Raw genomic sequence first — 24582 nt, forward strand, 5'->3', positions numbered from 1 at the left:
TTTAATGAGATGCGATAATCGCTTCAGGCGGTGAGCAGTACACGCTCTTCAGCAGGCGCTAGCACCCTCGCGCGCAGCGCGGTGAAGTGGCTATAAACGCTGTCAACGTCTAACAGACCGACGTCCTCAGACGGCGCATTGATAACCGCACACGGCACCTTCCACGGCCCCCAGTAGACAGCGTCGCTGTTACCGAACATCGCTACCACAGGTTTTTGTACGCCAGCAGCAATATGCAGTGCGCCACCGTCGCTGGTGATTATTTGGTCGCAAAGCGACATCGCCGCCATTAACTCACGAATGCTGCGCGTTGGCAGTGCAATCAGGTTGATGTCTGCGCAAGCATCAATAATCCGCTGCGCTTTGCTATCATCGCCAGGATGCTCAGGGTTGTCCTCTGCGCCCGGAGACCAGAACAACACTATCTGGCAGTCTTCACGCGCCGACAGTCGGCGGGTGAACTCGATAAACTTCTCGACCTGCCAACGTTGCTGAGGTTTACGCGCGCTAATTTGCACGCCATAGACCGGCTTATCACGTTTAATGCCATACTTTTCTGCCATCTTGGCAATTTCAGGCTCGGAGACGTAGAGTTCGAGCGGCCCCGGTAGTTGGTCAATACCTAGAGGTTGAGACAGCTTATTCAGTGATTCAACAATATGCTGTCCTTTCACTGAAGGAATTTTATCCGTCACGCAGTCAGGCCAGTGATCGCCGATGGCAATAATGCGCTTCGCGCCCGACATTTTGGCCCATTTTAGCGCCCGCTTGTCGGAACTGCCCACGATGGCCACGTCATAACGTGCAAAACGCACCGAAAAGATGGTTTTTAGTCGAGCGAGATAGACTCCAAGCAAGGTTTGCCCGAGTTTACGGTGATGTGATTTGCAGTAGAGGTGGACTTTACCGATGTGCGGGTTCCCCTCCAGAACATCTTTATTATAGGTATTAACCAGCAAATCAAGCTTGTTCGTTTTTTGCCCTGCAAGCGTGGCAATCAGCGGCGTTGTTAAAATAAGATCGCCAATATTGTCACGTCTAATCAAAAGAATTTTCATATTCGCTGCTAAGGTAGATAAACTCATTGCATCCTAGTTTTGCTAAAAAAAACAATCAAGACTCTTTACGCAAAAAGAGCGAATTTTCATTTATTTATCTTGAAAGTGAATTTATTTTCGAATTAATTGTCTTCCAATTTAATCCTTATAAATCCGCTTTTTAATCCCAAATTCCTGAAAAAAATGCGCGTACATTAAACCAGCAAAAGTAAGAGTTCGTAAGAAGCGTCACTCAAGCGATTGCCGGGGTGCCAGCAAGACCATTACAAGGTACAATCGCGGTTCGGAAAAATTATAGATACCCTTAGGAGCCTTCATGCCTATCACGGCCAGTTCGTTGTACCGTGACAGTTTCAATTTTTTGCGTAATCAACTCGGCAGCATCTTGCTGCTGGCGCTGTTGACCGCATTTATTACCGTCATTTTGAATCACGCTTTTACACCGGACAGCGATCAACTCAGCCTGCTCACCAGCGGTAGCGACTCGCTCTCGGACACGGCAGGGATGAGCATTCAGGAAATCATTCAGCAGATGACCCCTGAGCAACAGATGGTGCTGCTAAAAGTATCTGCTGCAGCCACCTTCTCGGCATTGGTCGGTAACGTGCTGTTGGTTGGCGGTCTGATGACGCTCATCCAGCAGGTTTCGTCAGGCGTGCGCACCAGCGCGCTGCGCTCTATCGGTGCCTCAGCCCCTATGCTGCCGCGCGTGCTGCTGCTGATGTTCCTGTGTACCCTGATTGTGCAGCTTGGCTTGACGCTTTTCATCGTCCCCGGTCTGATTATTGCGGTCGCAGTTTCATTCGCGCCGATTATTGTGGCGACGGAGAAGGTAGGCGTTTTCAAGTCGATTAAATTGAGCGCCAAACTGGCCTTTGCCAACAGCCGCCTGATTGTTCCTGCCATCATGCTGTGGTTGGCAGCAAAAATGCTGGTATTACTGGCCGTCAGCCATTTGAAGTTCTTGGGTCCTGAAGTGGCTACCGTAGTGCTCAGCGCGGTGAGCAACCTCATTTCGGCCTATCTGCTGATTTATCTGTTCCGCCTTTACACCAAACTGCGCGCCTGACGCCAGGCGAGACAGATTGTCGAAAGAGTCAAAAGGGGCGAAAAACGCCCCTTTATTTCGTCTTCAGCGAATAAAAAACCCGATTTCGCTCAGGATAATGTAACGAACTGAAAACAAACGCCTCATTTGAATAACAACTGTGGCAAAGTCACCAAATTCGACAATGCTCTACTGTACGGGATGAAAAACGGGCCGCATTTTGAAGGCAGAAAAGGATCCGGTATAGTCAGGGCTTACCTAAAATATGGAATGAAGTATGAAGCAGCTCCTTGATTTTCTTCCCCTGATTGTATTCTTTGTTTTTTATAAGCTTTACGACATCTATGTGGCATCGGGTGCTCTGATTGCCGCCACTGCGCTGGCTTTGATTATTACCTGGATCAAATACCGCAAAGTGGAAAAAATGACACTTATTACCTTTGTTATGGTCGCCGTTTTCGGTACGTTAACGTTGGTATTCCATGATGACCTGTTCATTAAATGGAAAGTGACGGTGATTTATGTGCTGTTCTCAGGCGCATTGCTCGTTAGCCAATTGGTTTTGAAGAAACCGCTGATTCAGCGGATGCTGGGTAAAGAGCTGACGTTGCCCGATGCGGTTTGGGGCAAGCTGAACGTCGCATGGGCTATTTTCTTCCTGCTCTGCGGTCTGGCGAATATTTACGTCGCCTTCTGGTTGCCAGAAAACGTGTGGGTTAACTTCAAAGTATTCGGACTTACCGTTCTGACCCTGGTATTCACGCTGTTAAGCGGCATATATATCTTCAGACATATGCCTGAAGAAGAAAAAGAAGAAAAAAAATAGACGTAAACCTGCCGTAGGTCCCTTTCCTCTTCGGTTAGGGACTTAAACTTTAGATTTCTCAATGTGAAGCCCATCGATATGAACGATAAACATAAGTTACCCAATGGCGAAATGGTGTTACGCACATTGGCTATGCCTGCAGACACCAATGCAAACGGCGATATTTTCGGCGGCTGGTTAATGTCGCAGATGGATATGGGCGGCGCAATACAGGCTAAGGAAATCGCCAAAGGACGTGTGGTTACCGTGCGCGTTGACGGCATGACTTTCCTAAAACCGGTGGCCGTAGGTGATGTGGTTTGTTGTTATGCCCGCTGTATTAAAACCGGCAATAGCTCTATTACTATCAATGTCGAGGTATGGGTCAAGAAAGTCTCTTCTGAGCCTATCGGCCAGCGCTATATCGCGACCGAAGCGGTATTTACCTACGTTGCCGTAGACGATCAGGGGAAATCCCGTCAATTGCCGGAAGGTCGCAGCAACTTCAGCGTAGAAACCGCAGGTTCGCTGGACGACTAACCGCCATTTGTTCTCAACTCTTTTAATGAACGTCGCGGCCAGCCGTGTGGCCGCGACGTATTTCTACGTTACGGCTTCACGTTATGATTCACGCGCGCTCTGTCTTCATGCGCCACGTGATGCAGCTGGGTACGAAAACCCCATACTCCTGCAAAACCGGCAATAACCCCACCGATCACCAGTAAGACGAAGGCGAACCAGCTGGCTTTTGAAAGCTGAGCCGCGGCCTTGTCAGCCACTTCACGAGCTTTCTGCTCGGCGTCTGCCTTTAACTGCTGATATTTCTGATAGGCCTGCGTATACGCCTGCTGCGCTTTATCGACGATTTGGTCAGCTTCCTGATCCGACTTACCCGTTCTCGCCTTAATGATATTTTTCAGTGCGTCGCGGTCCGCCGCCTGCAGCGTGCTGTCACCGCGCGAGATAACGCCGCTTAGCCATTGTTTAATATCCTGGTCCGGTGCCTGCGAACTGCCCGCCTGCTGCATAGCCTGATCCGCTGCACCCTGTGCCTGGCCCTTCAGATTTTCAGGCTGAAGCTCTGGTTTACCCGTCTGGCGCAGCGTCGTTGTCAGTTCATTCTGCAGGTCATCGAGATTGATATTAGCCTGCTGGAGCTGATTCTTGACCAAGCTTCCCGCCTGTGGCACCGCGCTAGCAATGCCGCTGCCAACCGCTTTCAGGCCTTCGCCGGCGACGTTCATTGCGCCACCGAGTGCGCTACCGAACAGCGTGGCAATAATATAAGCAGAAATTAGGGTCACGACGCCCCACGACAGCACACCGTGCAATGCCCCTTCTCTTCTTGCCAAATACCCCGCGAAATAACCACCAACCGCATAGGAAAGTAGCACGTTGACCAGCGTCCAGATGAGTGCACCGGTGCCCAGTCCATCCAGCGGATTGGACTCCTTGAGTGGATCAATTGTCGATGCACCAATGGCGGTGCCTAGCATCGAGAGCAGCAAATAGGTCACGATGGAGAGAATAACGCCGGCAAATACCGCCCCCCATGAAATCCGCCGAATATTGAGACGATAGGCCTCGGTAGTTATTCCATCATGTGATGAATAAAGCGTGGGATCATTATGCGTCATAATTATTTCCTCTATAAATTAATGACATGAAGTGATAGATGGCAACAGAAGTCCCCTCGATGACCCACCTGGGTCACGAAAATATGCGACAACCAATTATCATTCATATGAAAGCACTGGCTTTGATAAGGGTATATTCTTATTTAATTTAAATAATAAGAACAAATTACCGCTAACCCTTTAGAGGATAGACAATAAAACAGGAGTGTGTTCAAAAAAACAGCGTTTAAAAATAGGGGCGATCGCAGAAATAATAAAAAAGGGATAAAACCGGCGTTTTATCCCTTCCTTTAGCAGCAGACTATGGTAAGAAATTATTCCTCGAGGCCACCGCCGCCGTTCATTTTAAATACCAGCGTGACGGTCAGGTTTTTGGCCTGTTTAGGCTCATAGCGCCATTTGTTCATCGCCATTTTCACCTCACGCTCAAACATATTACGCGGCTCGGCAGACAAGATTCTGATGTTGTCCACGCGACCGTCGCTGTCTACATCGAATTGCACCTTGACCCGCCCTTCGATGCGCAGCGCGAAGGCGCGCGCAGGATACTGCGGCTTACCCCGCTCAAGCGGACGCGGACCACTGCTCGCGCCATTGGTTTGCGCTGCCGGTTTTGGCGCCTGTGCCACAGGCGCTTTTGAGGCAGCAAAAGGCGAAGACTCGGCTTTGGCGACTTCCTGCGTTTTCTCGACCGGTTTCTGCTGAGGCTGCGGATGCGGCTTTGGCTTCGGTTTTTCGAGCGGCTTTTTGACCGGTTTTGGCGGCTTCGGCTTTGGCTTCGGCTTGGGTTCTGGCAACGGCACAGCAACGGGTTGCGTCACCACCGGATCGGGTTTGACCTCCGGCTCCGGCTCAGGGTCGGGCTGCGGCTGTACCTCAGGCTGTGGCGTTGGCGGCGGAGCGAAGGTCTCTGGATTAACCATGGTGACGCTCATCACGTGCTCTTCCTGCCTGGGCATCTTAACGGCATCGGTGAGGGTCACGTAGAGTAAGGCCGCAATAAGCGCGGCATGGATGCCGATAGAGAGCAAGGCCGGCAATGTTACTCTGCGAATGATTGACTGATTTTTTAACGGCATGGCATTAGTTAAAGACATCGCTCTTGGCTGCATAATGATTCAATTTCCCCGTGAATCCGCAAGTTTAAATGCAAATAGCAATCATATTCAATAAGGAGATGAAAACTATTCTCAAATACTGCACTTTTGATTCATCCATCCCTCTTTCCCTGAGGACAGGGTTTCGCTATGGTAACTCACCCTAATGAAACGAACGCATTAGGATGTATTCGATATTTTGACAACAAATGACAAGGTGAACCATGCTTTACATGATCTATTCTGAAGATGTTGCCAATTCTCTGGAAAAAAGACGCATCGCGCGCCCTGCGCATATCGATCGTCTGCAAAAGCTGAAAGATCAGGGCCGAGTTCTGGTGGGCGGACCACTTCCGGCTATCGACAGCGAAGAGCCTGGCGATGCGGGCATGACGGGTTCACTGGTGATTGCTGAGTTTGAAAGCCTGGAAGCCGCTAAAAGCTGGGCCGAAGTTGACCCTTATATGCTGGCAGGCGTGTACCACAAGACGACCGTTAAACCTTTTAAGAAAACCATCTAAGCCGTCATTTTGGCCGGGTTTCACAGAAGCAGGGGTACCCTGCTTCTTTCATTCTGAAGTGCCAAGCTAACCTCAGGCTTACGTGTTAGACTGATTCCCCCAACCTGTGAGGTTACCCCATTATGTCATTCTTCGACGGATTGAAGTTTCTGACCAGTAAAACGAGCAAGGTAGTGTGCCCAGAATGCAAGGCAGCGACCGAGCAGTTAAGTGCCAAAGTGCGTAAAAACGCGACGCTGGTTTGCCCGAGATGCGGCGCCCTTTTTCGCGTGGGCGACAACGGACAGGCGTAAAAAAAGGCGCTCTACGCGCCCAATATTCTTTCATCACACGTTGATGACCTATTATTGTCACCTGACGAGAAAGCCCTATTGCCTCATCACCAGACGTGGATGACTCTAAACAGGCTGACACGCTGTTGCTGTAGACAATGGATCGCTCGAATACGGTAAATATGCCGATAGCGTCGAGATTGTCCTTCAAGCCAGCGGCTTTTTCTTCTCTGAGACTGACGCTGCATACGCCAACGGGCCACTTCATTTCTACTGCGTTTCATACAACAAATATTCCTTTAATAAGGGTCTCTGTTTAAATAGCGCGAACATTATAGATCATCTAGACCTTATCATTGAGAGTTTTAGCTACGCTTAATTACATGCTTCGTTGGATTATTACCTTTGTCGACAACTCAATCAGAGCTAGCCGATTGAAGCAGCAGATAAAATTTTATAAAAGGTTTAACCTTTAGCGCACTCTGCGTACACTCACCAAATTGCTCGCGAACAGGATTTTTCGCCCTTATGACAACATTTTATACAGTAATCAGTTGGCTTATGGTCTTCGGTTATTGGTTATTAATTGCCGGCGTTACGCTGCGCATTTTAATGAAGCGCCGTGCCGTACCTTCGGCCATGGCCTGGTTATTGATTATCTTTATTATTCCGTTGGTTGGAATCATTGCCTATCTTTCTTTTGGTGAGCTGCATTTAGGCAAACGGCGGGCGGAACGCGCCAAGGCAATGTGGCCCTCAACCGCGCATTGGCTGAACGATCTCAAAGGTTGTCATCGAATTTTTGCTACCGAAAACAGCGATGTAGCAAAATCGCTGTTCCAGCTTTGCGAACGTCGCCAGGGAATTGGTGGCGTAAAAGGCAATCAGCTGCAACTGCTCACCACCAGCGACGACACGCTAAAATCTATCATGCGTGATATCGAACTGGCGCGGCACAACATCGAGATGGTGTTCTATATCTGGCAACCCGGCGGCCTGGTAGATCAGGTCGCCGAGTCACTGATGGCCGCCGCGCGGCGTGGGGTGCACTGTCGACTGATGCTTGACTCCGCCGGTAGCCTGCAGTTTTTCCGCAGCCCTTACCCGGCAATGATGCGTAACGCCGGTATCGAAGTTGTTGAAGCGCTCAAGGTAAGCCTGTTCCGCGTGTTTCTACGTCGTATGGATCTGCGCCAACACCGCAAGGTGGTGCTTATCGATAACTACGTCGCCTACAGCGGCAGCATGAATATGGTCGATCCGCGCCTGTTCAAGCAGGATGCCGGCGTGGGCCAGTGGGTTGATCTGATGGCGCGTATGGAAGGCCCAGTGGCAACCACGATGGGTATCGTCTACTCCTGCGATTGGGAGATAGAGACCGGTAAGCGTATTCTGCCGCCGGAGCCTGAGGTCAATCAAATGCCGTTCGAGCAGGAGAGCGGGCATACTATTCAGGTTATCGCCTCGGGTCCGGGATTCCCTGAAGACATGATCCATCAGGCGCTTTTGACCGCCTCGTATTCAGCGCGAGAACAGCTGGTCATGACCACGCCTTATTTCGTGCCGAGTGACGACTTATTACACGCAATTTGCACCGCCGCACAGCGTGGAGTCGACGTCAGCATTATTATGCCAATGAAAAACGATTCAGTGATGGTCGGCTGGGCGAGCCGGGCATTTTATAACGAGCTGCTTGAGGCTGGCGTCAAGATTTACCAGTTTGAGGGCGGCCTGTTGCATACCAAAAGCATTCTGGTCGACGGGCAGTTGAGTCTGGTCGGCACGGTAAATCTGGATATGCGCAGCCTGTGGTTGAACTTTGAGATTACGCTGGTCATTGATGACGCCGGTTTTGGTGCCGACCTAGCCGTGGTGCAGGAAGATTATCTCGCGCGCTCTCGCCTCCTCGACCCGAAGGTCTGGCTCAAGCGACCTTTCTGGCATCGTATCGTTGAGCGCCTGTTCTACTTTTTCAGTCCGTTACTGTAAAAGCAGCGGCGAGAATGTTCTAATAGGTCATGTCATAAGGAGTCGGCCACGAGGCGCAGTCGCTGCATCCTGCCGATGGCTTATCACACCACAAACTATTGAATGAGAAGAATATGGATCTGAATAATCGCCTGACCGAAGACGAAACCCTTGAGCAAGCCTACGACATCTTCCTCGAACTGGCTGGAGATAACTTGGATCCTGCGGATATCCTGATCTTTAACCTGCAGTTTGAGGAGCGCGGTGGCGCAGAACTGTATGACCCTGCCGAAGACTGGGCCGAGCACGTTGATTTTGACCTTAACCCCGACTTCTTCGCTGAAGTCGTTATTGGTCTAGCCGACGCAGACGGTGAGCCCATCAACGACGTCTTTGCTCGCGTGCTGCTATGCCGTGAAAAAGACCATAAGCTTTGCCATATTCTGTGGAAAGAGTGATGCGTTAACGCGCGTACCACAAAAGAAAAACCCCGCCACTGTGCGGGGTTTTTTGTCTTTGCGCCGGCAGATTATAACGGATCGACCTTCAAACAAGACACGGCGTGGCGGAAGCTTCCCTCAAGCAGAGGGCGCGTATTGGCGCATTCCGGCCCGGCAATCGGACAGCGGGTACGGAACACGCATCCCGACGGCGGGTTAATCGGCGACGGCAACTCTCCCTCCAGCAGCTGAATGGTCTTGTTACGCTCCTTGTCCGGGTCCGGTACAGGTACCGCCGACATCAGCGCACGCGTGTATGGGTGCAGCGGATTATGATAGACCTCGTCATAGGTCCCCAGCTCCACGGCGTGGCCAAGATACATCACCAGCACGCGGTCGGAGATGTGCTTAACCACCGCCAAATCATGGGCGATAAAGATAAGCGACAGGCCCATCTCACGCTGCAACTGTTGCAGCAGGTTGACGACCTGGGCCTGAATCGAGACGTCCAGTGCCGAGACCGGCTCGTCACAAATCACCAGCTTGGGTTCAAGGATAAGCGCACGTGCGATACCGATACGCTGACACTGACCGCCGGAAAACTCGTGCGGATAGCGGTTGATCAGGTTGGGCAGCAGGCCAACCTTCAGCATCATCGCCTTAACCTTCTCCTTAACCTGCTGTTTCGGCATTTTTGGATTATAGGTGCGCAGCGGCTCGGCGATTATCTCACCTATCGTCATACGCGGGTTGAGCGAGGCCAGCGGATCCTGGAAGATCATCTGGATATCGCTGCGCGTATTGCGCCATTCGGCAGCAGACATATTCAGCAGGTCTTTACCCAACCAGGCTACGCGGCCGTCGGTGGCCTTAACCAGCCCAATCAGCGCACGAGCAAAGGTCGATTTACCACAGCCCGACTCACCTACCACGCCGAGCGTTTCGCCTTCATACAGGCGCAGACTAACGCCATCGACCGCCTTCAGAGTTTTTGAGGGTTGCCAGAACCACTGCTTGCCGTCTTTGATGTCGAAATGCACCTTCAGGTCGGCGACCTCAAGCAGCACTTTTCTCTGGTCCACGGGAGAGGTATCCGGCGCCGGAGTTATACTAATCACTTCGCTCATACTAGTTCCTCCACGGGCTTGAAGCAGGCACGCAGGCGACCATCGCCAAAGCGCTCTAACGCAGGGGCCGTCGCACAGATTTCGGTGGCGTACGGACAGCGAGGTTGGAATGGACACCCCTTCGGCAGGCGCAGCAGGTTAGGCGGATTGCCCGGGATGGTCAGCAAAGACTCACCCTCAGCGTCGAGGCGCGGCACTGCATTCAGCAGACCCACAGAATAAGGATGGCTCGGGGTGTAAAACACGTCGCGCGCCTGACCGTATTCCATAGTCCGCCCTGCATACATCACCAGCACCTTGTCACAAATGCCCGCAACGACGCCGAGATCGTGGGTAATCATGATGATCGCGGTATTAAACTCGTGCTTCAGTTCGTTCAGCAGGGTCATAATTTGCGCCTGCACGGTCACGTCCAGCGCGGTTGTTGGCTCATCGGCAATCAGCAGTTTTGGACTGCACAGCAGCGCCATCGCTATCATCACGCGTTGACGCATCCCGCCTGAAAATTCGTGTGGATACATCTTCATACGCTTGCGGGCTTCGGGCATCTTGACCGCGTCGAGCATGCGAATCGATCCTTCAAACGCCTCGGAACGGCTCATGTGCTTATGCAGCATCAGCACTTCCATCAGCTGCTCACCCACCTTCATGTAAGGATTTAGTGAAGTCATTGGGTCCTGGAAAATCATCGAAATCTGCTCGGCACGCAGTTTATTCAACTGCTTTTGCGGAAGATTAAGAATCTCACGGCCGTTGAATTTTGCCGATCCGCCGATGCGCCCGTTGCTTGCCAGCAGCCCCATAAGCGCAAACGCGGTCTGCGATTTACCGGAGCCAGACTCACCGACGATGCCCAGTGTCTCTCCGGCGCGCAGGTCGAAATTAAGATCGTTAACCGCGGTCACGTCACCGTCGGGCGTGCCAAAAGTCACACGCAGGTCTTTCACGTCCAGCAGAACCGGTGGCGCATCGACCTCGATGGCCTGTGGAGTGCGGGGGGTATGTTCAATGGTGCTCATCATCGCACTCCTTAACGATCTTTCGGATCGAGCGCATCACGCAGCCCGTCGCCGATAAAGTTGAAACAAAACAGCGTCACGACCAAGAAGCCAGCCGGGAAGAACAGCAGCCAGGGTGACACTTCCATCGAGTTAGCGCCGTCGCTCAGCAGCGCGCCCCAGCTGCTTAATGGCTCTTGTGTTCCCAACCCGAGGAAGCTCAGGAAGGACTCAAACAGGATCATGCTCGGCACCAGCAAAGAGGCGTAAACCACCACCACACCCAGTACGTTGGGGACGATATGGCGCAGTACGATATTCCACGTCGAGACGCCGCTGACCAGCGCGGCCTCAATAAACTCTTTACGTTTCAGGCTCAGCGTTTGCCCACGGACGATACGCGCCATGTCCAGCCATGACACCATGCCGATGGCAACGAAAATCAGGAAGATGTTCTGTCCGAAGAACGTCACCAGCAGGATGACGAAGAACATGAACGGGAAGGAGTTGAGGATTTCCAGCAAACGCATCATTGCGGAGTCGATTTTACCGCCCAGATAGCCCGAAACTGAACCGTAAAGCGTGCCGAGCACCACGGCTACCAGCGCGGCAGATACGCCAACCAGCAGCGAAATGCGGCCGCCGATAGCAACGCGCACCAGCAGGTCGCGGCCCGACGAGTCGGTGCCAAAATAGTGACCGGAGGCAATATCAGGCGCGGCCGACATCATGTTCCAGTCGGTATCGTCGTAGCGGAAATGCGCCAGCATCGGGGCAAAGGTCACGAACAAGGCGATAACCGCCAGTACGACCAGGCTAGTCACCGCTGCTCGGTTATGAATAAAGCGGCGACGGGCGTCCTGCCACAGACTGCGCCCTTCTATCTCCAGCTTCTCTGTAAATTGCTCCAGAGCCTCGCTGTTTTTCTTCTTGGTTAACATCATTGGCGTGCTCCAGTATTAATAACGGATTTTCGGATCGATCACGGCGTACAGCACGTCAACGATCGCGTTAAACAGGATAGTCAGGGCACCGACCAAAATGGTCAGGCTCAATACCAGCGAGTAGTCACGGTTTAATGCACCGTTAACGAACAGCTGACCGATACCCGGAAGTCCGTAAATACTTTCGATAACCATTGAACCGGTGATAATACCGACGAAGGCAGGCCCCATGTAGGAGATAACCGGCAACAAGGCAGGTTTCAGCGCGTGACGGAAGATGATGCGACGCATCGGCAGGCCTTTGGCGCGCGCGGTGCGGATAAAGTTGGAGTGCAACACTTCAATCATCGAACCACGGGTAATACGCGCGATGCTGGCGATATAGGCCAGAGAAAGCGCCACCATCGGCAGCACCATATATTTGAAGCCACCGTTATGCCAGCCGCCGCCAGGGAGCCACTTGAGCATGATGGAGAAGATCAAAACCAATAAGGGCGCGACCACAAAACTGGGTATTACCACCCCGGTCATGGCAAAGCCCATCACCGTGTAGTCCCACTTGGTATTTTGATTCAGCGCGGCGATGACGCCGGCAGTAACGCCGAGAACGATGGCCAGAATAAAGGCAGCAAGACCTAATTTCGCCGAAACCGGGAACGACGTGGCGACCAAATCGTTGACGCTATAGTCTTTATATTTGAACGAAGGACCAAAATCACCGTGGGCCAATTGTTCTAAATAATGGAAATACTGTTTGTACATCGGATCATTGAGGTGATATTTCGCCTCAATGTTGGCCATCACTTCTGGCGGCAGATTACGCTCGCCGGTAAACGGACTACCGGGGGCAAGGCGCATCATAAAAAACGAAATCGTGATCAGAATGAAAAGCGTCGGAATAGCTTCCAGACAGCGGCGTAAAATAAACTTTAACATTGCTCGTACCTGCTTTGCTCAGCCAGTTGCTGAAGTCTCAATCAAACACAAAAGCAGAGCGGCTCGGGTAACCGCCCTGCTTCCTCATTATTTAGTGCTTGATGATGTAGAGATCTTTGTCGTAAACGTTATCCTGCGGATCTTTACCACTGTAACCCCCCACGTATTGCTTAACCATACGGGCGTTCACATAGTAATAAACCGGCACGATCGGCGAGTCTTTATCCAGCTGCTGTTCCGCTTTCTGATAGAAATCGGCGCGCTCTTCGTCTGTTTTCGCCTTCAGTGCATCAGCAATAATTGTGTCGAACGCCGGGCTCTTATAGTGCGCGGTGTTGTTGCTGCTGTCGGAAAGCATGATGTTCAGGAAAGAGGTCGGCTCGTTATAGTCGGAGCACCAACCGGCACGGGCGACGTCAAAGTTGCCCTGATGACGAGTTTCGAGGAAGGTTTTCCATTCCTGGTTTTCGAGTTTTACGTCTACGCCGAGGTTTTTCTTCCAGATAGCAGCGGCGGCGATAGCCAGTTTCTTGTGCAGGTCGGAAGAGTTGTAAAGCAGGTTGAAAGTCAGAGGCTTATCGGCGGTATAACCGGCTTCGGCCAACAGTTTTCGACCTTCCGCGTTACGCTGTTCTTGAGTTTCTTTAAACCATGCTGGCGGCGTCAGCTTGCCATAGGTTCCGTCGGTGTATGGCGGAGTGAAACCGTAAGCCGGCAGGTCGCCCTGGGCTTTAACCTTGTTGACGATAATGTCGCGATCCAACCCCAGCTTGAGGGCGGTACGAACACGGTTATCGTTGAACGGCGCTTTCTGGTTGTTAATCTCGTAATAGTAGGTACACAGATACGGGTCAGCGTGCAGCTCTTTCGGGCTGTCTTTCTTCAGCATCTGGAACAACTCGATCGGCAAGTTGTTGTAGGTCATGTCGATTTCACCGCTGCGGTAGCGGTTAACGTCAGAAACCTCGGAAGAGATTGGCAGGAAGGTCACCTGATTCAGCACGGTTTTCGCGTTGTCCCAGTAGTCCGGGTTACGTACCAGCACGATACGTTCGTTAACGGTCCAGGTTTTCAGTTTGAACGCGCCATTGCCAACATAGTTTTCAGGCAGAGTCCATTTGTCGCCAAACTTCTCGACCGCAGGCTTGTACACCGGCTTCATGGCGGTGTGGGAAAGCATTTTCACAAAATAAGGCACCGGCTCGCTCAAGGTGACTTCCAGAGTGTGGTCATCGATGGCTTTGACACCGAGCGTGTCCGGGCTTTTCTTACCGGCGATGATATCGTCGATATTCACAATGTGGCCGTATTGTAGGTAGCTTTCATACGGAGAGGCGGTTTTCGGGTCAGCCAGGCGTTCCCAGCTGTAAACGAAATCAGCGGCGGTTACCGGCTGGCCATTTGACCATTTGGCGTCTTTGCGCAGATGGAAGGTCCAGACTTTAAAGTCTTTGTTTTCCCAGCTTTCAGCTACGCCCGGTACCACGCTACCGTCTTTGACGTTGGTGTCTACCAGACCTTCGAGCAGGTCACGAATAACGTTGGACTCAGGCACGCCCTCAACCTTGTGCGGGTCAAGCGACTGAACTTCATCGCCGTTGTTACGAACCAGCTCTTGCTTGGCGGCCAATTGAACGCCAGCCGGAACGACGGCGGCGAAGCTGCTGGTGGAGGTTACTGCACCAAATGCAGCCAGGATACCGGCGGCGAGAAGGTGTTTTTTTGTGATGTTGGTCATTAATATCAACTCCAATTGTTATTATTTGCCTGTAAACAGGCCAACCCCTTCCGGGTTTAGTTTCGCGATGAGCAGGAACGAATTACTCACGTAGAAACGGTAAGTAGTCAGTTAATCGCGCTGGATTAACACCCCTATTGCATTACCTTCACTGCGTTATTACCTCACAGGAATAAAGTTACCTTTACCTCGTGAAGCGCTTGTTGACTAAGGCTTTTATTCACAATCCATTGCAGGAAATGTGCAAAGCGTCCCCTTCGATTAATTAAAGTCGTGGGTGAAGTTATTTATATTTTCGAAAAGCAGAGAGAATTGATTTTCAATGTCAGAGTAAAGGCGCGTTGTCGTATCCAGCTGCTTTGAATTTGAGGAATCGCCTTGTATAACGGGCGCTGCAGCTTGATGGGTACATTTTTTGTTCAACCGCGCTCTCTCCTGAAAAAGTGAAAAAGAAGTCTTTAAGCTCTTGGCTGGTAAAGCTCTAGCAAGATCCGTTCTCACTTCGGCGATATGCCGAAACATTTTCCATTTGGGAATGTGGCCGAAAATTATCAGATGAAAAATTTTCGCGCCAATAAATTTTACGGAAATGTTAACCAATTCTATTTTATCCGACCCTGCAGGTAGACTGACCAGTGAGTTCCAGGCAACAAAAATCAACTTAATATCTTGTTATTAAAATATTTTTTAAAATTTTAGCACTAAAATTAAGTCAGCTTTATGATTAAAAATTGCACTGACACATTACGTTAACATAAGCTTACTTTTAAGAATAAACCCCTGTTAAGTGCGAGGTAAACACTAATAACATCTCGTCACGGCATGTACAAGTGCTACAGAATGATGTGATTAATTTAACGTCAAAACGGGCAATAAAAGTCGAAAAAAGTGCCTGAAATGGCAAAGAAAAGGGTAATAAATAGGAGTCTTAAGGACGATAGAGGGCAAGAGGCAATTTTATGCCACATTTGGGTGCAGCAGCACATTTTAGAGTCATTAGATGCACTATTATAATGCGCCACATTATTAGATTTGGTAATAATTGTTCAATTGTGTGATCGCCATCGGTTTTAATAATCTGATTTCGAATTTAAACACCCTGCACCTATCTTTATAATCCCGCGGCAATAATTCCCCTCCGTTATATCTTATTTAATGTTTAGCGCGGTATTTTACTTGATGGGTACCGCTATAAAACAGAAATGCGCATAAAGTACCACCCTCCACTCTTAGCCCCCTCGGCTATGCTTAAGGTGAATTATCGACTCGTTCAGGGGATGCATGACGTACTGAACCTATAACCTGAAAACAACAGGAGATGTTCAATGCCAACTTTATGCGATATCTGTAACGCCAGGCCTGCTTCAGGCAGAGTCACCATCGTGCAAAACGGTCAGCGCAAGACGATAGCAATCTGTGATTATGATTACCGCCAGCTGATGCGGCACCAAAATGTGCTTAACCCTTTCGACTCCCTGTTAGGTGGAATGGGGGGACGCGATGGGTTATCCGGTTTCTTCAATAATTTCACTCAGGGCAGATCAAACGACGAGAGCACGTTTGGGGAGGTGCCCCGCGAGTCCGTTGACACCACAGAAGCGTTTAGCAAACAGTCGCTCGAGCTTTTGCAGAAAGCAGCCGAAAAGGCCCACGCGCTAAATCGGAGCGAGCTTGATACCGAACACCTTCTTTACGTTCTTGCCGATACCGACGTCTGCACCACCCTGTTCAAAGAATTCAAAATCTCCCCTGAGGATATAAAAAATTATATCGATCAGAATGCCTATTCCGGCGCCACAGAGACCGGGGCATCGATGGATGATATGAGCGTTTCGCCCCGCCTGAAAAAGGCTTTTATGTTTGCATTCCAGGCTTCTCGCGAGTTGGGGCACTCCTACGTCGGCCCCGAGCATCTGCTGATTGGTCTCAGTGAAGTCACCGACAGCGTCGCCGGTTCTTTGCTTAAAAAATACGGCATCTCACCTGAAGCGATTCGCCAGAAAGTGGTAAAAATCGTTGGCAAAGGCGCTGAAGACGGCCGCGTCGATACGCCTACCGGCACCCCGAATCTGGATAAGTTTGGTCGTGACCTCACCGAGATGGCGCGAGCGGGCAAGCTCGATCCGGTTCTCGGCCGAGCCCAGGAAATTGAGAACACGATAGAGGTTTTGGCACGCCGCAAGAAAAACAATCCGGTGCTGATAGGTGAACCCGGCGTCGGTAAAACCGCCATTATTGAAGGGTTAGCACAGCGCATCGTTAAGGGCGACGTGCCTGAGGTGCTGCGCGGTAAGCGATTGGTTGAGGTCAACATCAACTCAATGGTCGCTGGCGCGAAATATCGCGGTGAGTTTGAAGAGCGCGCCAAACAGCTTATCGATGAAGTCACGGCCAAAAAAGGCGAGCTGATCCTGTTTATCGATGAACTTCACACCATTGTTGGCGCGGGTCAAGGCGGTGGCGAAGGCGGATTAGATATTGCCAACGTGCTCAAGCCTGCCCTCGCCCGCGGTGAACTCAGCCTGATTGGTGCCACTACGCTTAACGAATATCAGAAGCACATTGAGAAAGACGCGGCTCTGGAAAGGCGTTTCCAGCCGGTGCTGGTGCCAGAACCGACCGTCGACCAGACCATCATGATCCTTCGCGGGCTGCGCGACACGCTTGAAGCGCACCATCAGGTCACCTTTTCCGACGAAGCCTTTGTCGCTGCCGCCGAGCTCTCGGACCGCTACATTACCTCGCGCTTCCTGCCGGACAAAGCTATCGACCTGATTGACCAGGCGGCGGCACGCGTCAGGATTGGCTCGACCTCTCGCCCGGCGGAGGTGCAGGAGCTCGAGGCACAGATTTCTCACGTCAAACGCGAACGGGACTATTCCTCCAGCCGCAAACAGTTTGATGACGTGAAGAAATTTGAGAAAGATATTGAGGATAAACAGAAACGCCTCGATGAACTGACCGAGGCGTGGAATAACAAAACCGGGTCAGAAACCCTTGAGGTTACCGTCGCGTCGGTCGCCGAAGTAGTTTCCCGCCTGACGGGGATCCCGGTCTCTGATTTGACGCAGGAAGAGCGTAAAAAACTGCTTAACATGGAAGAGAAACTGCGTGAACGCGTAGTGGGCCAGGAAGACGCTGTGACCGCCGTAAGCGATGCAGTGCGGTTGTCTCGTGCCGGTTTGGGTCAGGCGCACCGCCCGATTGCCACTTTCCTGTTCCTCGGCCCAACCGGTGTAGGTAAAACCGAGTTGGCGAAGGCCATCGCAGAAGCGGTGTTTGGCGATGAGCAGTCCATTATTCGCATCGATATGTCGGAATATATGGAAAGACATACGGTCGCACGCCTGATTGGCGCGCCTCCGGGATATGTCGGCTATGACGAAGGTGGTCAGTTAACGGAACGGGTCAGACGCCGTCCCTACAGCGTTATCCTGCTCGATGAAATAGAAAAAGCGCATCCAGACGTTTATAACGTGTTGCTCCAGGTGTTTGATGACGGCCGCCTGACCGATGGCAAAGGTCGCGTGGTTGATTTCAGTAATACTACGATTATCGCCACCAGCAATTTGGGGTCGGCGATTATTATGGCCAATTCATCGCTACCGGAAAATGAACGCAGGCCGGATAAAGAAATTCGCGATGAACTGATGCAAGTCCTCAAAGGCCACTTCAGGCCCGAATTCCTCAACCGTATTGACGAGATAATCGTATTTAACTCGCTGTCGTCAGAAAATATCCGCCTGATTGTTCAAATTCAGCTGGACCGGCTAACCCGCACTGCGGCGGCGCAGGATATCACCCTCACTGTTGCCGAAAGCCTGGTTAACCATTTAACCGAAGTGGGCTATCAACCTGATTTTGGAGCACGCGAGCTTAAACGCAAAATACGTCAGGAGGTAGAAACTAAACTCGCGAAGGAAATACTGGGCGACAAACTTAAATCAGGGGATTCGGTCGAGATAGGTTTCGATGAAGAGAGTGACAAGGTGGTGTTTGATATCCATTCTTCACCTGCCTCATCTTCTGCAACGTAACCATAGGAGATAAGAGAAAAGTTTCATCGATCTTTATTAAGCAAGGGCGTCAGCGCCCTTGCTTAATTATTTTTCATGCCGGATTTTCTTTACAGCAGGCCGGGAAACGTGGCTTTAAGACCGGTAACAATAAACTCGATACCTAAGGCCATCAATAACAATCCCATAATACGTGTAATAACGTTAATACCGGTTTGCCCTAAAAGTTTCATCACCAACGGTGCGGCGCGGAACAGCAACCAGCAGCAGAAGGAGAAGATAACGATCGCGAGCGTAAATCCAAGCAGGTTTTCCCAGCTGTGATAGCGCGAACTCCAGACGATGGTGGAACTGATTGCCCCCGGACCGGCCATTAAAGGCAGCGCAAGCGGCACAACGCCTACGTTTTCACGGATTGCGGTCTCCGACTTCTCCTGTTTGTTCTGTTTGTCCTCACCCAGCTTACCGCTAATCATCGACATCGCAATGGTAACCACCAGAATACCACCGGCAATACGGAAGGAATCTATCGAGATGCCAAACAGATGCAGGATGGCGTCACCGAGGAACAGCGAGGTGCATAAAATAATCGCGACCGAAAGATTGGCCGTCATATTGGTTTTATTGCGTCCTGCTGCTGCCTGATAGCTGGTCATACTGATAAATACCGGCAGGATCCCCACCGGGTTGACCAGCGCAAACAGGCCGACAAAAAACTTGATATAACCCGAGAAATCCAAAATTGTCTGACTCACGCAGTACTCCGCATAAGAGGTAAAAAAGGGGGGTGATTAATGGGCGCTAATGTACTGGAATCGCCGCCCATACGCCACGAAGTTATTCAGCATATACCTCTAGATTTTCAGAACAAAGCAGTGAATAACACCAGCATTAAATTGCTGAAAAAACGCTCATTAACGGCAGCGGTCAACGACTAACAATTTTGCTTCAATTAATCGATTCAATTAACAAACAGAGAGCTGAAAGGAGTCAGCTTTAGATTTTAACTTGATCTGGATCATATTCAGCCTACTCATTAGTCGGTAAGCTTATTCCACGGCAACAAAAGCGGCTCGTTTTACCAACAGAACAAATGATGGAGTCGCGATAATTTTAACAATTTATGTCCTGCGCCATCAGAATTGATTAGAAACCTTTTTAGAAAATAGAAAAACAGACCACGCATTCCTTTGATAAATAGTGAGTTTTAAATGTTCCGGCAGCATTGTTGGGCACGACTATACTTGGAGCCTGGCCCGGCTATTTTCTAAAAAAGTTTAACATTCTCAGGAGAACACCATGGCAGTCACAAACGTCGCTGAACTGAACGAGCTTGTTGCTCGTGTAAAAAAAGCACAACGTGAGTATGCAGAGTTCACACAAGAACAGGTTGATAAAATCTTCCGGGCCGCCGCACTTGCCGCCGCTGACGCACGTATTCCTCTTGCCAAATTAGCCGTTGAAGAATCTGGTATGGGTATTATCGAAGACAAAGTGATTAAAAACCACTTCGCTTCAGAATATATCTACAACGCTTATAAAGATGAAAAGACCTGTGGCGTCGTCGCAGAAGACGAAACCTACGGCACCATTACCATTGCTGAACCTATCGGCATTATCTGCGGGATAGTCCCCACCACCAACCCAACTTCTACCGCAATTTTCAAAGCCCTTATTAGCCTCAAAACCCGCAACGCAATTATCTTCTCGCCACACCCACGCGCGGCTAAAGCAACCATCAAAGCCGCGAATATCGTGCTGCAGGCAGCGATTAAGGCCGGTGCACCCAAAGACATTATCGGCTGGATTGACGCACCAAGTGTGCCGTTGTCCAACGAACTCATGCATCACCCTGACCTTAACCTGATTCTCGCCACCGGCGGTCCTGGCATGGTTAAAGCCGCCTACAGCTCAGGTAAACCGGCCATCGGCGTCGGTGCCGGTAATACCCCGGTCGTGGTGGATGAAACTGCTGATATCAAACGCGTTGTCGCATCCATTCTGATGTCCAAAACCTTCGACAATGGCGTAATTTGCGCCTCAGAACAGTCCGTTATCGTCGTGGATTCCGCCTATGAGGCAGTCAGAGAACGCTTCAAATCACACGGCGGCTATATGCTGGCCGGGAAAGAGCTGAAGGCGGTTCAGGACGTTATTCTTAAAAATGGCGGCCTCAATGCCGACATCGTCGGCCAGCCTGCAACCAAGATTGCTGCCATGGCCGGTATCACCGTACCTGCCAATACCAAAGTGCTAATCGGTGAAGTTTCCAAGGTTGACGAGTCGGAACCTTTCGCACACGAAAAACTTTCACCGACGCTTGCGATGTATCGCGCTAAAAACTTCGAAGATGCGGTCGATAAAGCCGAGAAACTGGTGACCATGGGCGGCATCGGCCACACCTCTTGTCTCTATACCGACCAGGACAACCAGCCAGAGCGCGTTCGCTACTTCGGCGACAAGATGAAAACCGCACGAATTCTCATCAATACGCCCGCTTCTCAGGGGGGTATCGGTGACCTCTACAACTTCAAACTTGCGCCTTCACTAACGCTGGGTTGTGGTTCATGGGGCGGTAACTCCATTTCTGAAAACGTCGGACCAAAACATCTTATCAACAAGAAGACTGTTGCGAAGCGAGCAGAAAATATGCTGTGGCACAAACTTCCGAAATCCATTTACTTCCGCCGCGGCTCACTGCCTATCGCACTTGAAGAAGTGGCAACAGACGGTGCAAAACGTGCGTTCATCGTCACCGACCGTTACCTGTTCAACAACGGTTATGCAGACCAGGTGACCCGTGTTCTGAAAAGCCACGGTATTGAAACCGAAGTGTTCTTTGAAGTAGAGGCCGACCCAACGCTGAGTATCGTGCGTAAAGGCGCTGAGCAGATGAATTCCTTTAAACCGGACGTCATTATCGCGCTCGGCGGGGGCTCACCGATGGACGCCGCGAAAATCATGTGGGTGCTGTACGAACATCCCGAAACGCATTTCGAAGACTTGGCGCTGCGCTTTATGGATATCCGTAAACGTATCTACAAGTTCCCCAAAATGGGGGTGAAAGCGAAGATGATTGCTATCACTACCACCTCAGGGACAGGCTCTGAAGTGACGCCTTTCGCGGTCGTTACCGACGATGCGACCGGGCAGAAATATCCGCTGGCTGACTATGCACTGACTCCGGACATGGCGATTGTCGACGCCAATCTGGTGATGAACATGCCGAAATCGCTCTGTGCCTTCGGCGGTCTTGATGCGGTAACGCACGCTCTCGAAGCCTACGTTTCCGTTCTTGCCAACGAGTTTTCCGATGGACAGGCTTTGCAAGCGCTCAAACTGCTGAAAGAGTTCCTGCCAGCTAGCTATAAAGAAGGCGCGAAGAATCCGGTTGCCCGTGAACGCGTGCACAACGCCGCAACCATCGCCGGTATCGCGTTTGCCAACGCCTTCCTCGGGGTTTGTCACTCAATGGCGCATAAACTCGGCTCCGAGTTCCACATTCCACACGGCCTTGCCAACGCGATGCTTATTTCGAACGTGATTCGCTACAACGCGAATGACAACCCGACCAAGCAAACCGCCTTTAGCCAGTACGATCGTCCACAGGCGCGCCGTCGCTACGCCGAGATTGCCGACCATTTAGGCCTCAGCGCTGCGGGTGACCGTACCGCGCAGAAGATTGAGAAACTGCTGGCCTGGTTAGACGAAATCAAGGCTGAATTGGGGATACCTACCTCCATTCGTGAAGCAGGCGTACAGGAAGCCGACTTCCTGTCTAAAGTCGATAAACTGTCAGAAGACGCGTTCGACGACCAGTGTACCGGCGCTAATCCGCGTTATCCGCTGATTTCAGAACTTAAACAAATTCTGATTGATACCTACTACGGCAATAAATTCAGTGAAGAATTGCCGCTGAGTGTGGTAACCAAACAGGAACCCGTGACTATCGTGGCAGACGCAGCGAAGGCTCCAGGAATTAAAAAAGCCAAAAAGTAATCGTCAGTCACACGCGTTAAAAAAGAAACCCGCCATATGGCGGGTTTCTTTTTATGCCTTAAGAATGTGCTGAAACATTAAGTGTATTAATGGTTTTTGCTTATTATCACCAATACAAATAATAGAATCGTAAGACTAATGTAAACGAAAGGTTATCATTGCGACCCTTTCAGGCTTTTTCATTCAGCCATGGCTTCTTTATAATGCTTGCGGCAAACGGAGACATACTGCTCATTCCCCCCAATAACGACCTGAGCGCCATCGTGAAGGGCTTTTCCATTCTCGTCGAGCCTGAGGGTTTGATTCGCCTTACGACCGCAGTGGCATATGGTTTTAAGCTCGACCAGTTTATCGGCCCATGCCAGCAAATACTGACTGCCGCTAAATAACTCGCCGCGAAAGTCTGTACGCAGGCCATAGCACAGCACGGGGATATCGAGCCTGTCGACAACCTCGGTTAATTGTTCCACCTGCCCGCGCGTCAGGAACTGGCTTTCGTCTATTAACACGCAGTGCAAGGTTTGCGCCTCATGAGCTTCGCCAATAAGCGCCAGCAAATCGGTATCTTGATTATAAAGTTCAGCGGGTGAAGATAATCCTATACGCGAGCTGACCTTCCCTTCCCCGAAACGGTTATCTATTGCCGCAGTCAGCACTAACGTGCGCATGCCGCGTTCCTGATAGTTATAGGAAGATTGTAACAAAGATGTAGATTTTCCTGCATTCATCGCAGAATAATAAAAATAAAGTTGAGCCATGAGCCCTTAACTCCAACAGTATAATGAATTCCGAAACGCCTCTTGCTTTCAATTGTAACACACCGCCAGAAGCTATAGGCATTGACTATGCCTGCCTGTAACCGGTCCCATAGACAATAAAGCAGCAGGTTGATTACAGAGTTTTACAATCAGATATTGTGATTACTCTTCTTCCTAATTAGTTAACCTAACAGGGAGATTCCCGATAAGATCTCTGGAAAGTGCCCGTATAAATCAATTATTAAGCAATACTCTATTCCAGTAAGGTTATAAATTCGGACCCTTCCTTAGCGGGTTAATCGATCGCTGGAGGGCACATATAGCTAAAATGCTTGAGGGATTTCTCAAGGCTAATGTTGTCAGTTATACGTAAGGTCTATTGATATTTGTAACCTGTCCGCCAAGGTTATAAAAGAGACGATTAAAAGCTGTGGCTTACCGCACAAAAGGACAATCAATTTGCCTTATAGTGCTAACTTTAATACAGAGTTAATCGGGTTTATATTTCTCACAGTGAAAAACAATATTGCTTATAAATGGTAAATTCCCGTCAACATAACAAATTGGCTATTGCAGAATACAGAAGAGCATTCTATTATTACCGAAACGCCCCCCACTAATTAAATTGAGACTTGTATAATGAGCGAAGCATTAAAAATTCTGAACAACATCCGTACTCTGCGTGCACAGGCTCGCGAATGTACCCTGGAAACTCTCGAAGAAATGCTAGAGAAATTAGAAGTTGTTGTTAATGAGCGCCGTGAAGAAGATTCTGCAGCCGCTGCGGAAATTGAAGAGCGTACTCGTAAACTGCAGCAATATCGCGAAATGCTGATCGCTGACGGCATCGATCCAAATGAATTGCTGTCTACTATGGCGGCAACTAAAGCAACCGGCAAAACTAAGCGTGCTGCCCGTCCTGCTAAATACAAATACGTTGACGAGAACGGCGAAAGCAAAACCTGGACTGGCCAGGGTCGTACTCCAGCGGTAATCAAGAAAGCTATCGAAGAAGAAGGCAAACAGCTGGACGATTTCCTGCTGTAAGTTTTTTTGGCTGTACCCCAGTCTCAAGATAATGTTTTCACAAAACCACCGTTAACGCGGTGGTTTTTTATTTTTTAAGTCAGACGCTGGGCAATAATCCATCAGAGCGCCTTCAGGCTCTCTGAAGTGGACATAAAAAAGGCTGCCATGGCAGCCTGTTGTTATTCGCGCAG

22 protein-coding genes are annotated in these 24582 nt (G+C 50.4%); 10 read left to right on the forward strand and 12 right to left on the reverse strand.

Annotation, left to right across the window (positions count from 1 at the left end; genetic code table 11):
- Positions 1–23: 23 nt before the first annotated feature.
- On the reverse strand, positions 24–1058 hold the full coding sequence (locus BS640_RS12060; RefSeq protein WP_084912643.1) for a glycosyltransferase family 9 protein: 1035 nt from the start codon (positions 1056–1058) through the stop codon (positions 24–26).
- Positions 1059–1374: 316 nt separating this feature from the next.
- Between BS640_RS12060 and BS640_RS12065 the strand changes: the two genes are divergently transcribed.
- The 3 genes from BS640_RS12065 (at position 1375) to yciA (ending at position 3451) form a co-directional block, all read left to right on the forward strand.
- Positions 1375–2127: a YciC family protein gene (locus BS640_RS12065; RefSeq protein WP_084912644.1), complete on the forward strand. Its 753-nt coding sequence runs from the start codon at positions 1375–1377 to the stop codon at positions 2125–2127.
- A 256-nt stretch (positions 2128–2383) separates the two neighbouring features.
- Positions 2384–2932: a septation protein A gene (locus tag BS640_RS12070; protein WP_017493458.1), complete on the forward strand. Its 549-nt coding sequence runs from the start codon at positions 2384–2386 to the stop codon at positions 2930–2932.
- Between the two features lie 78 nt (positions 2933–3010).
- Positions 3011–3451 carry an acyl-CoA thioester hydrolase YciA gene (yciA, locus tag BS640_RS12075; protein WP_017493459.1) on the forward strand — a complete coding sequence of 147 codons (441 nt, stop codon included), beginning with the start codon at positions 3011–3013 and terminating at the stop codon, positions 3449–3451.
- Positions 3452–3519: 68 nt separating this feature from the next.
- On the opposite strand, the gene BS640_RS12080 is transcribed toward yciA, so the two are convergent.
- Positions 3520–4548 carry a YrzE family protein gene (locus BS640_RS12080; protein WP_017493460.1) on the reverse strand — a complete coding sequence of 343 codons (1029 nt, stop codon included), beginning with the start codon at positions 4546–4548 and terminating at the stop codon, positions 3520–3522.
- A 314-nt stretch (positions 4549–4862) separates the two neighbouring features.
- On the reverse strand, positions 4863–5627 hold the full coding sequence (locus tag BS640_RS12085) for an energy transducer TonB (protein ID WP_017493461.1): 765 nt from the start codon (positions 5625–5627) through the stop codon (positions 4863–4865).
- A gap of 242 nt (positions 5628–5869) precedes the next feature.
- Here BS640_RS12085 and BS640_RS12090 point away from each other — a divergent pair, with 242 nt between their 5' ends.
- The gene (locus tag BS640_RS12090; protein WP_017493462.1) at positions 5870–6166 is read left to right on the forward strand and encodes a YciI family protein; all 297 of its coding nucleotides are present in this window, start codon (positions 5870–5872) and stop codon (positions 6164–6166) included.
- Between the two features lie 122 nt (positions 6167–6288).
- Complete coding sequence (locus BS640_RS22125) at positions 6289–6459, forward strand: YnfU family zinc-binding protein (RefSeq protein ID WP_017493463.1); 171 nt, start codon at positions 6289–6291, stop codon at positions 6457–6459.
- An 86-nt stretch (positions 6460–6545) separates the two neighbouring features.
- Here the strand turns inward: BS640_RS22125 and BS640_RS21925 are convergent, their stop codons facing one another.
- On the reverse strand, positions 6546–6722 hold the full coding sequence (locus tag BS640_RS21925) for a YciY family protein (RefSeq protein WP_086005828.1): 177 nt from the start codon (positions 6720–6722) through the stop codon (positions 6546–6548).
- Between the two features lie 244 nt (positions 6723–6966).
- Here BS640_RS21925 and cls point away from each other — a divergent pair, with 244 nt between their 5' ends.
- Both cls and BS640_RS12100 read left to right on the forward strand, forming a co-directional pair.
- The gene (gene cls, locus BS640_RS12095; RefSeq protein WP_084912645.1) at positions 6967–8427 is read left to right on the forward strand and encodes a cardiolipin synthase; all 1461 of its coding nucleotides are present in this window, start codon (positions 6967–6969) and stop codon (positions 8425–8427) included.
- Between the two features lie 113 nt (positions 8428–8540).
- Entirely contained in the window at positions 8541–8864 is a 324-nt protein-coding gene (locus tag BS640_RS12100; RefSeq protein WP_017494372.1) for an HI1450 family dsDNA-mimic protein, read from the forward strand.
- A 71-nt stretch (positions 8865–8935) separates the two neighbouring features.
- Here the strand turns inward: BS640_RS12100 and oppF are convergent, their stop codons facing one another.
- The 6 genes from oppF to BS640_RS12130 all read right to left on the reverse strand — a co-directional run bounded on the left by oppF (position 8936) and on the right by BS640_RS12130 (position 15249).
- The gene (gene oppF, locus BS640_RS12105) at positions 8936–9973 is read right to left on the reverse strand and encodes a murein tripeptide/oligopeptide ABC transporter ATP binding protein OppF (RefSeq protein WP_017494371.1); all 1038 of its coding nucleotides are present in this window, start codon (positions 9971–9973) and stop codon (positions 8936–8938) included.
- The gene (oppD, locus tag BS640_RS12110; RefSeq protein ID WP_017494370.1) at positions 9970–10992 is read right to left on the reverse strand and encodes an ABC transporter ATP-binding protein; all 1023 of its coding nucleotides are present in this window, start codon (positions 10990–10992) and stop codon (positions 9970–9972) included. Before oppD ends, oppF begins: the two co-directional genes overlap by 4 nt.
- 11 nt (positions 10993–11003) lie before the next feature.
- Positions 11004–11912, reverse strand: a complete 909-nt coding sequence (oppC, locus tag BS640_RS12115; RefSeq protein WP_026110860.1) for an oligopeptide ABC transporter permease OppC — start codon at positions 11910–11912, stop codon at positions 11004–11006.
- A gap of 18 nt (positions 11913–11930) precedes the next feature.
- Entirely contained in the window at positions 11931–12851 is a 921-nt protein-coding gene (gene oppB, locus BS640_RS12120) for an oligopeptide ABC transporter permease OppB (RefSeq protein ID WP_084912646.1), read from the reverse strand.
- A gap of 91 nt (positions 12852–12942) precedes the next feature.
- Positions 12943–14589, reverse strand: a complete 1647-nt coding sequence (gene oppA, locus BS640_RS12125) for an oligopeptide ABC transporter substrate-binding protein OppA (RefSeq protein WP_017494432.1) — start codon at positions 14587–14589, stop codon at positions 12943–12945.
- A gap of 261 nt (positions 14590–14850) precedes the next feature.
- The gene (locus tag BS640_RS12130) at positions 14851–15249 is read right to left on the reverse strand and encodes a hypothetical protein (RefSeq protein WP_084912647.1); all 399 of its coding nucleotides are present in this window, start codon (positions 15247–15249) and stop codon (positions 14851–14853) included.
- Positions 15250–15914: 665 nt separating this feature from the next.
- Between BS640_RS12130 and BS640_RS12135 the strand changes: the two genes are divergently transcribed.
- Positions 15915–18626, forward strand: coding sequence for an ATP-dependent Clp protease ATP-binding subunit (locus tag BS640_RS12135; protein ID WP_084912648.1), 2712 nt, complete (start codon positions 15915–15917; stop codon positions 18624–18626).
- Between the two features lie 89 nt (positions 18627–18715).
- Here BS640_RS12135 and BS640_RS12140 read toward each other — a convergent pair whose 3' ends face one another.
- Positions 18716–19360, reverse strand: coding sequence for a YchE family NAAT transporter (locus tag BS640_RS12140; RefSeq protein WP_017493057.1), 645 nt, complete (start codon positions 19358–19360; stop codon positions 18716–18718).
- Positions 19361–19904: 544 nt separating this feature from the next.
- On the opposite strand from BS640_RS12140, the gene adhE reads away from it, so the two are divergent.
- The gene (adhE, locus tag BS640_RS12145) at positions 19905–22604 is read left to right on the forward strand and encodes a bifunctional acetaldehyde-CoA/alcohol dehydrogenase (RefSeq protein ID WP_017493055.1); all 2700 of its coding nucleotides are present in this window, start codon (positions 19905–19907) and stop codon (positions 22602–22604) included.
- Positions 22605–22783: 179 nt separating this feature from the next.
- Here the strand turns inward: adhE and BS640_RS12150 are convergent, their stop codons facing one another.
- Entirely contained in the window at positions 22784–23362 is a 579-nt protein-coding gene (locus BS640_RS12150; RefSeq protein ID WP_017493054.1) for a thymidine kinase, read from the reverse strand.
- A 639-nt stretch (positions 23363–24001) separates the two neighbouring features.
- Between BS640_RS12150 and hns the strand changes: the two genes are divergently transcribed.
- Complete coding sequence (gene hns, locus BS640_RS12155) at positions 24002–24409, forward strand: histone-like nucleoid-structuring protein H-NS (protein ID WP_017493053.1); 408 nt, start codon at positions 24002–24004, stop codon at positions 24407–24409.
- The last annotated feature ends 173 nt before the right edge of the window (positions 24410–24582 follow it).

Source organism: Rouxiella badensis, assembly GCF_002093665.1.
GTDB lineage: Bacteria > Pseudomonadota > Gammaproteobacteria > Enterobacterales > Enterobacteriaceae > Rouxiella > Rouxiella badensis.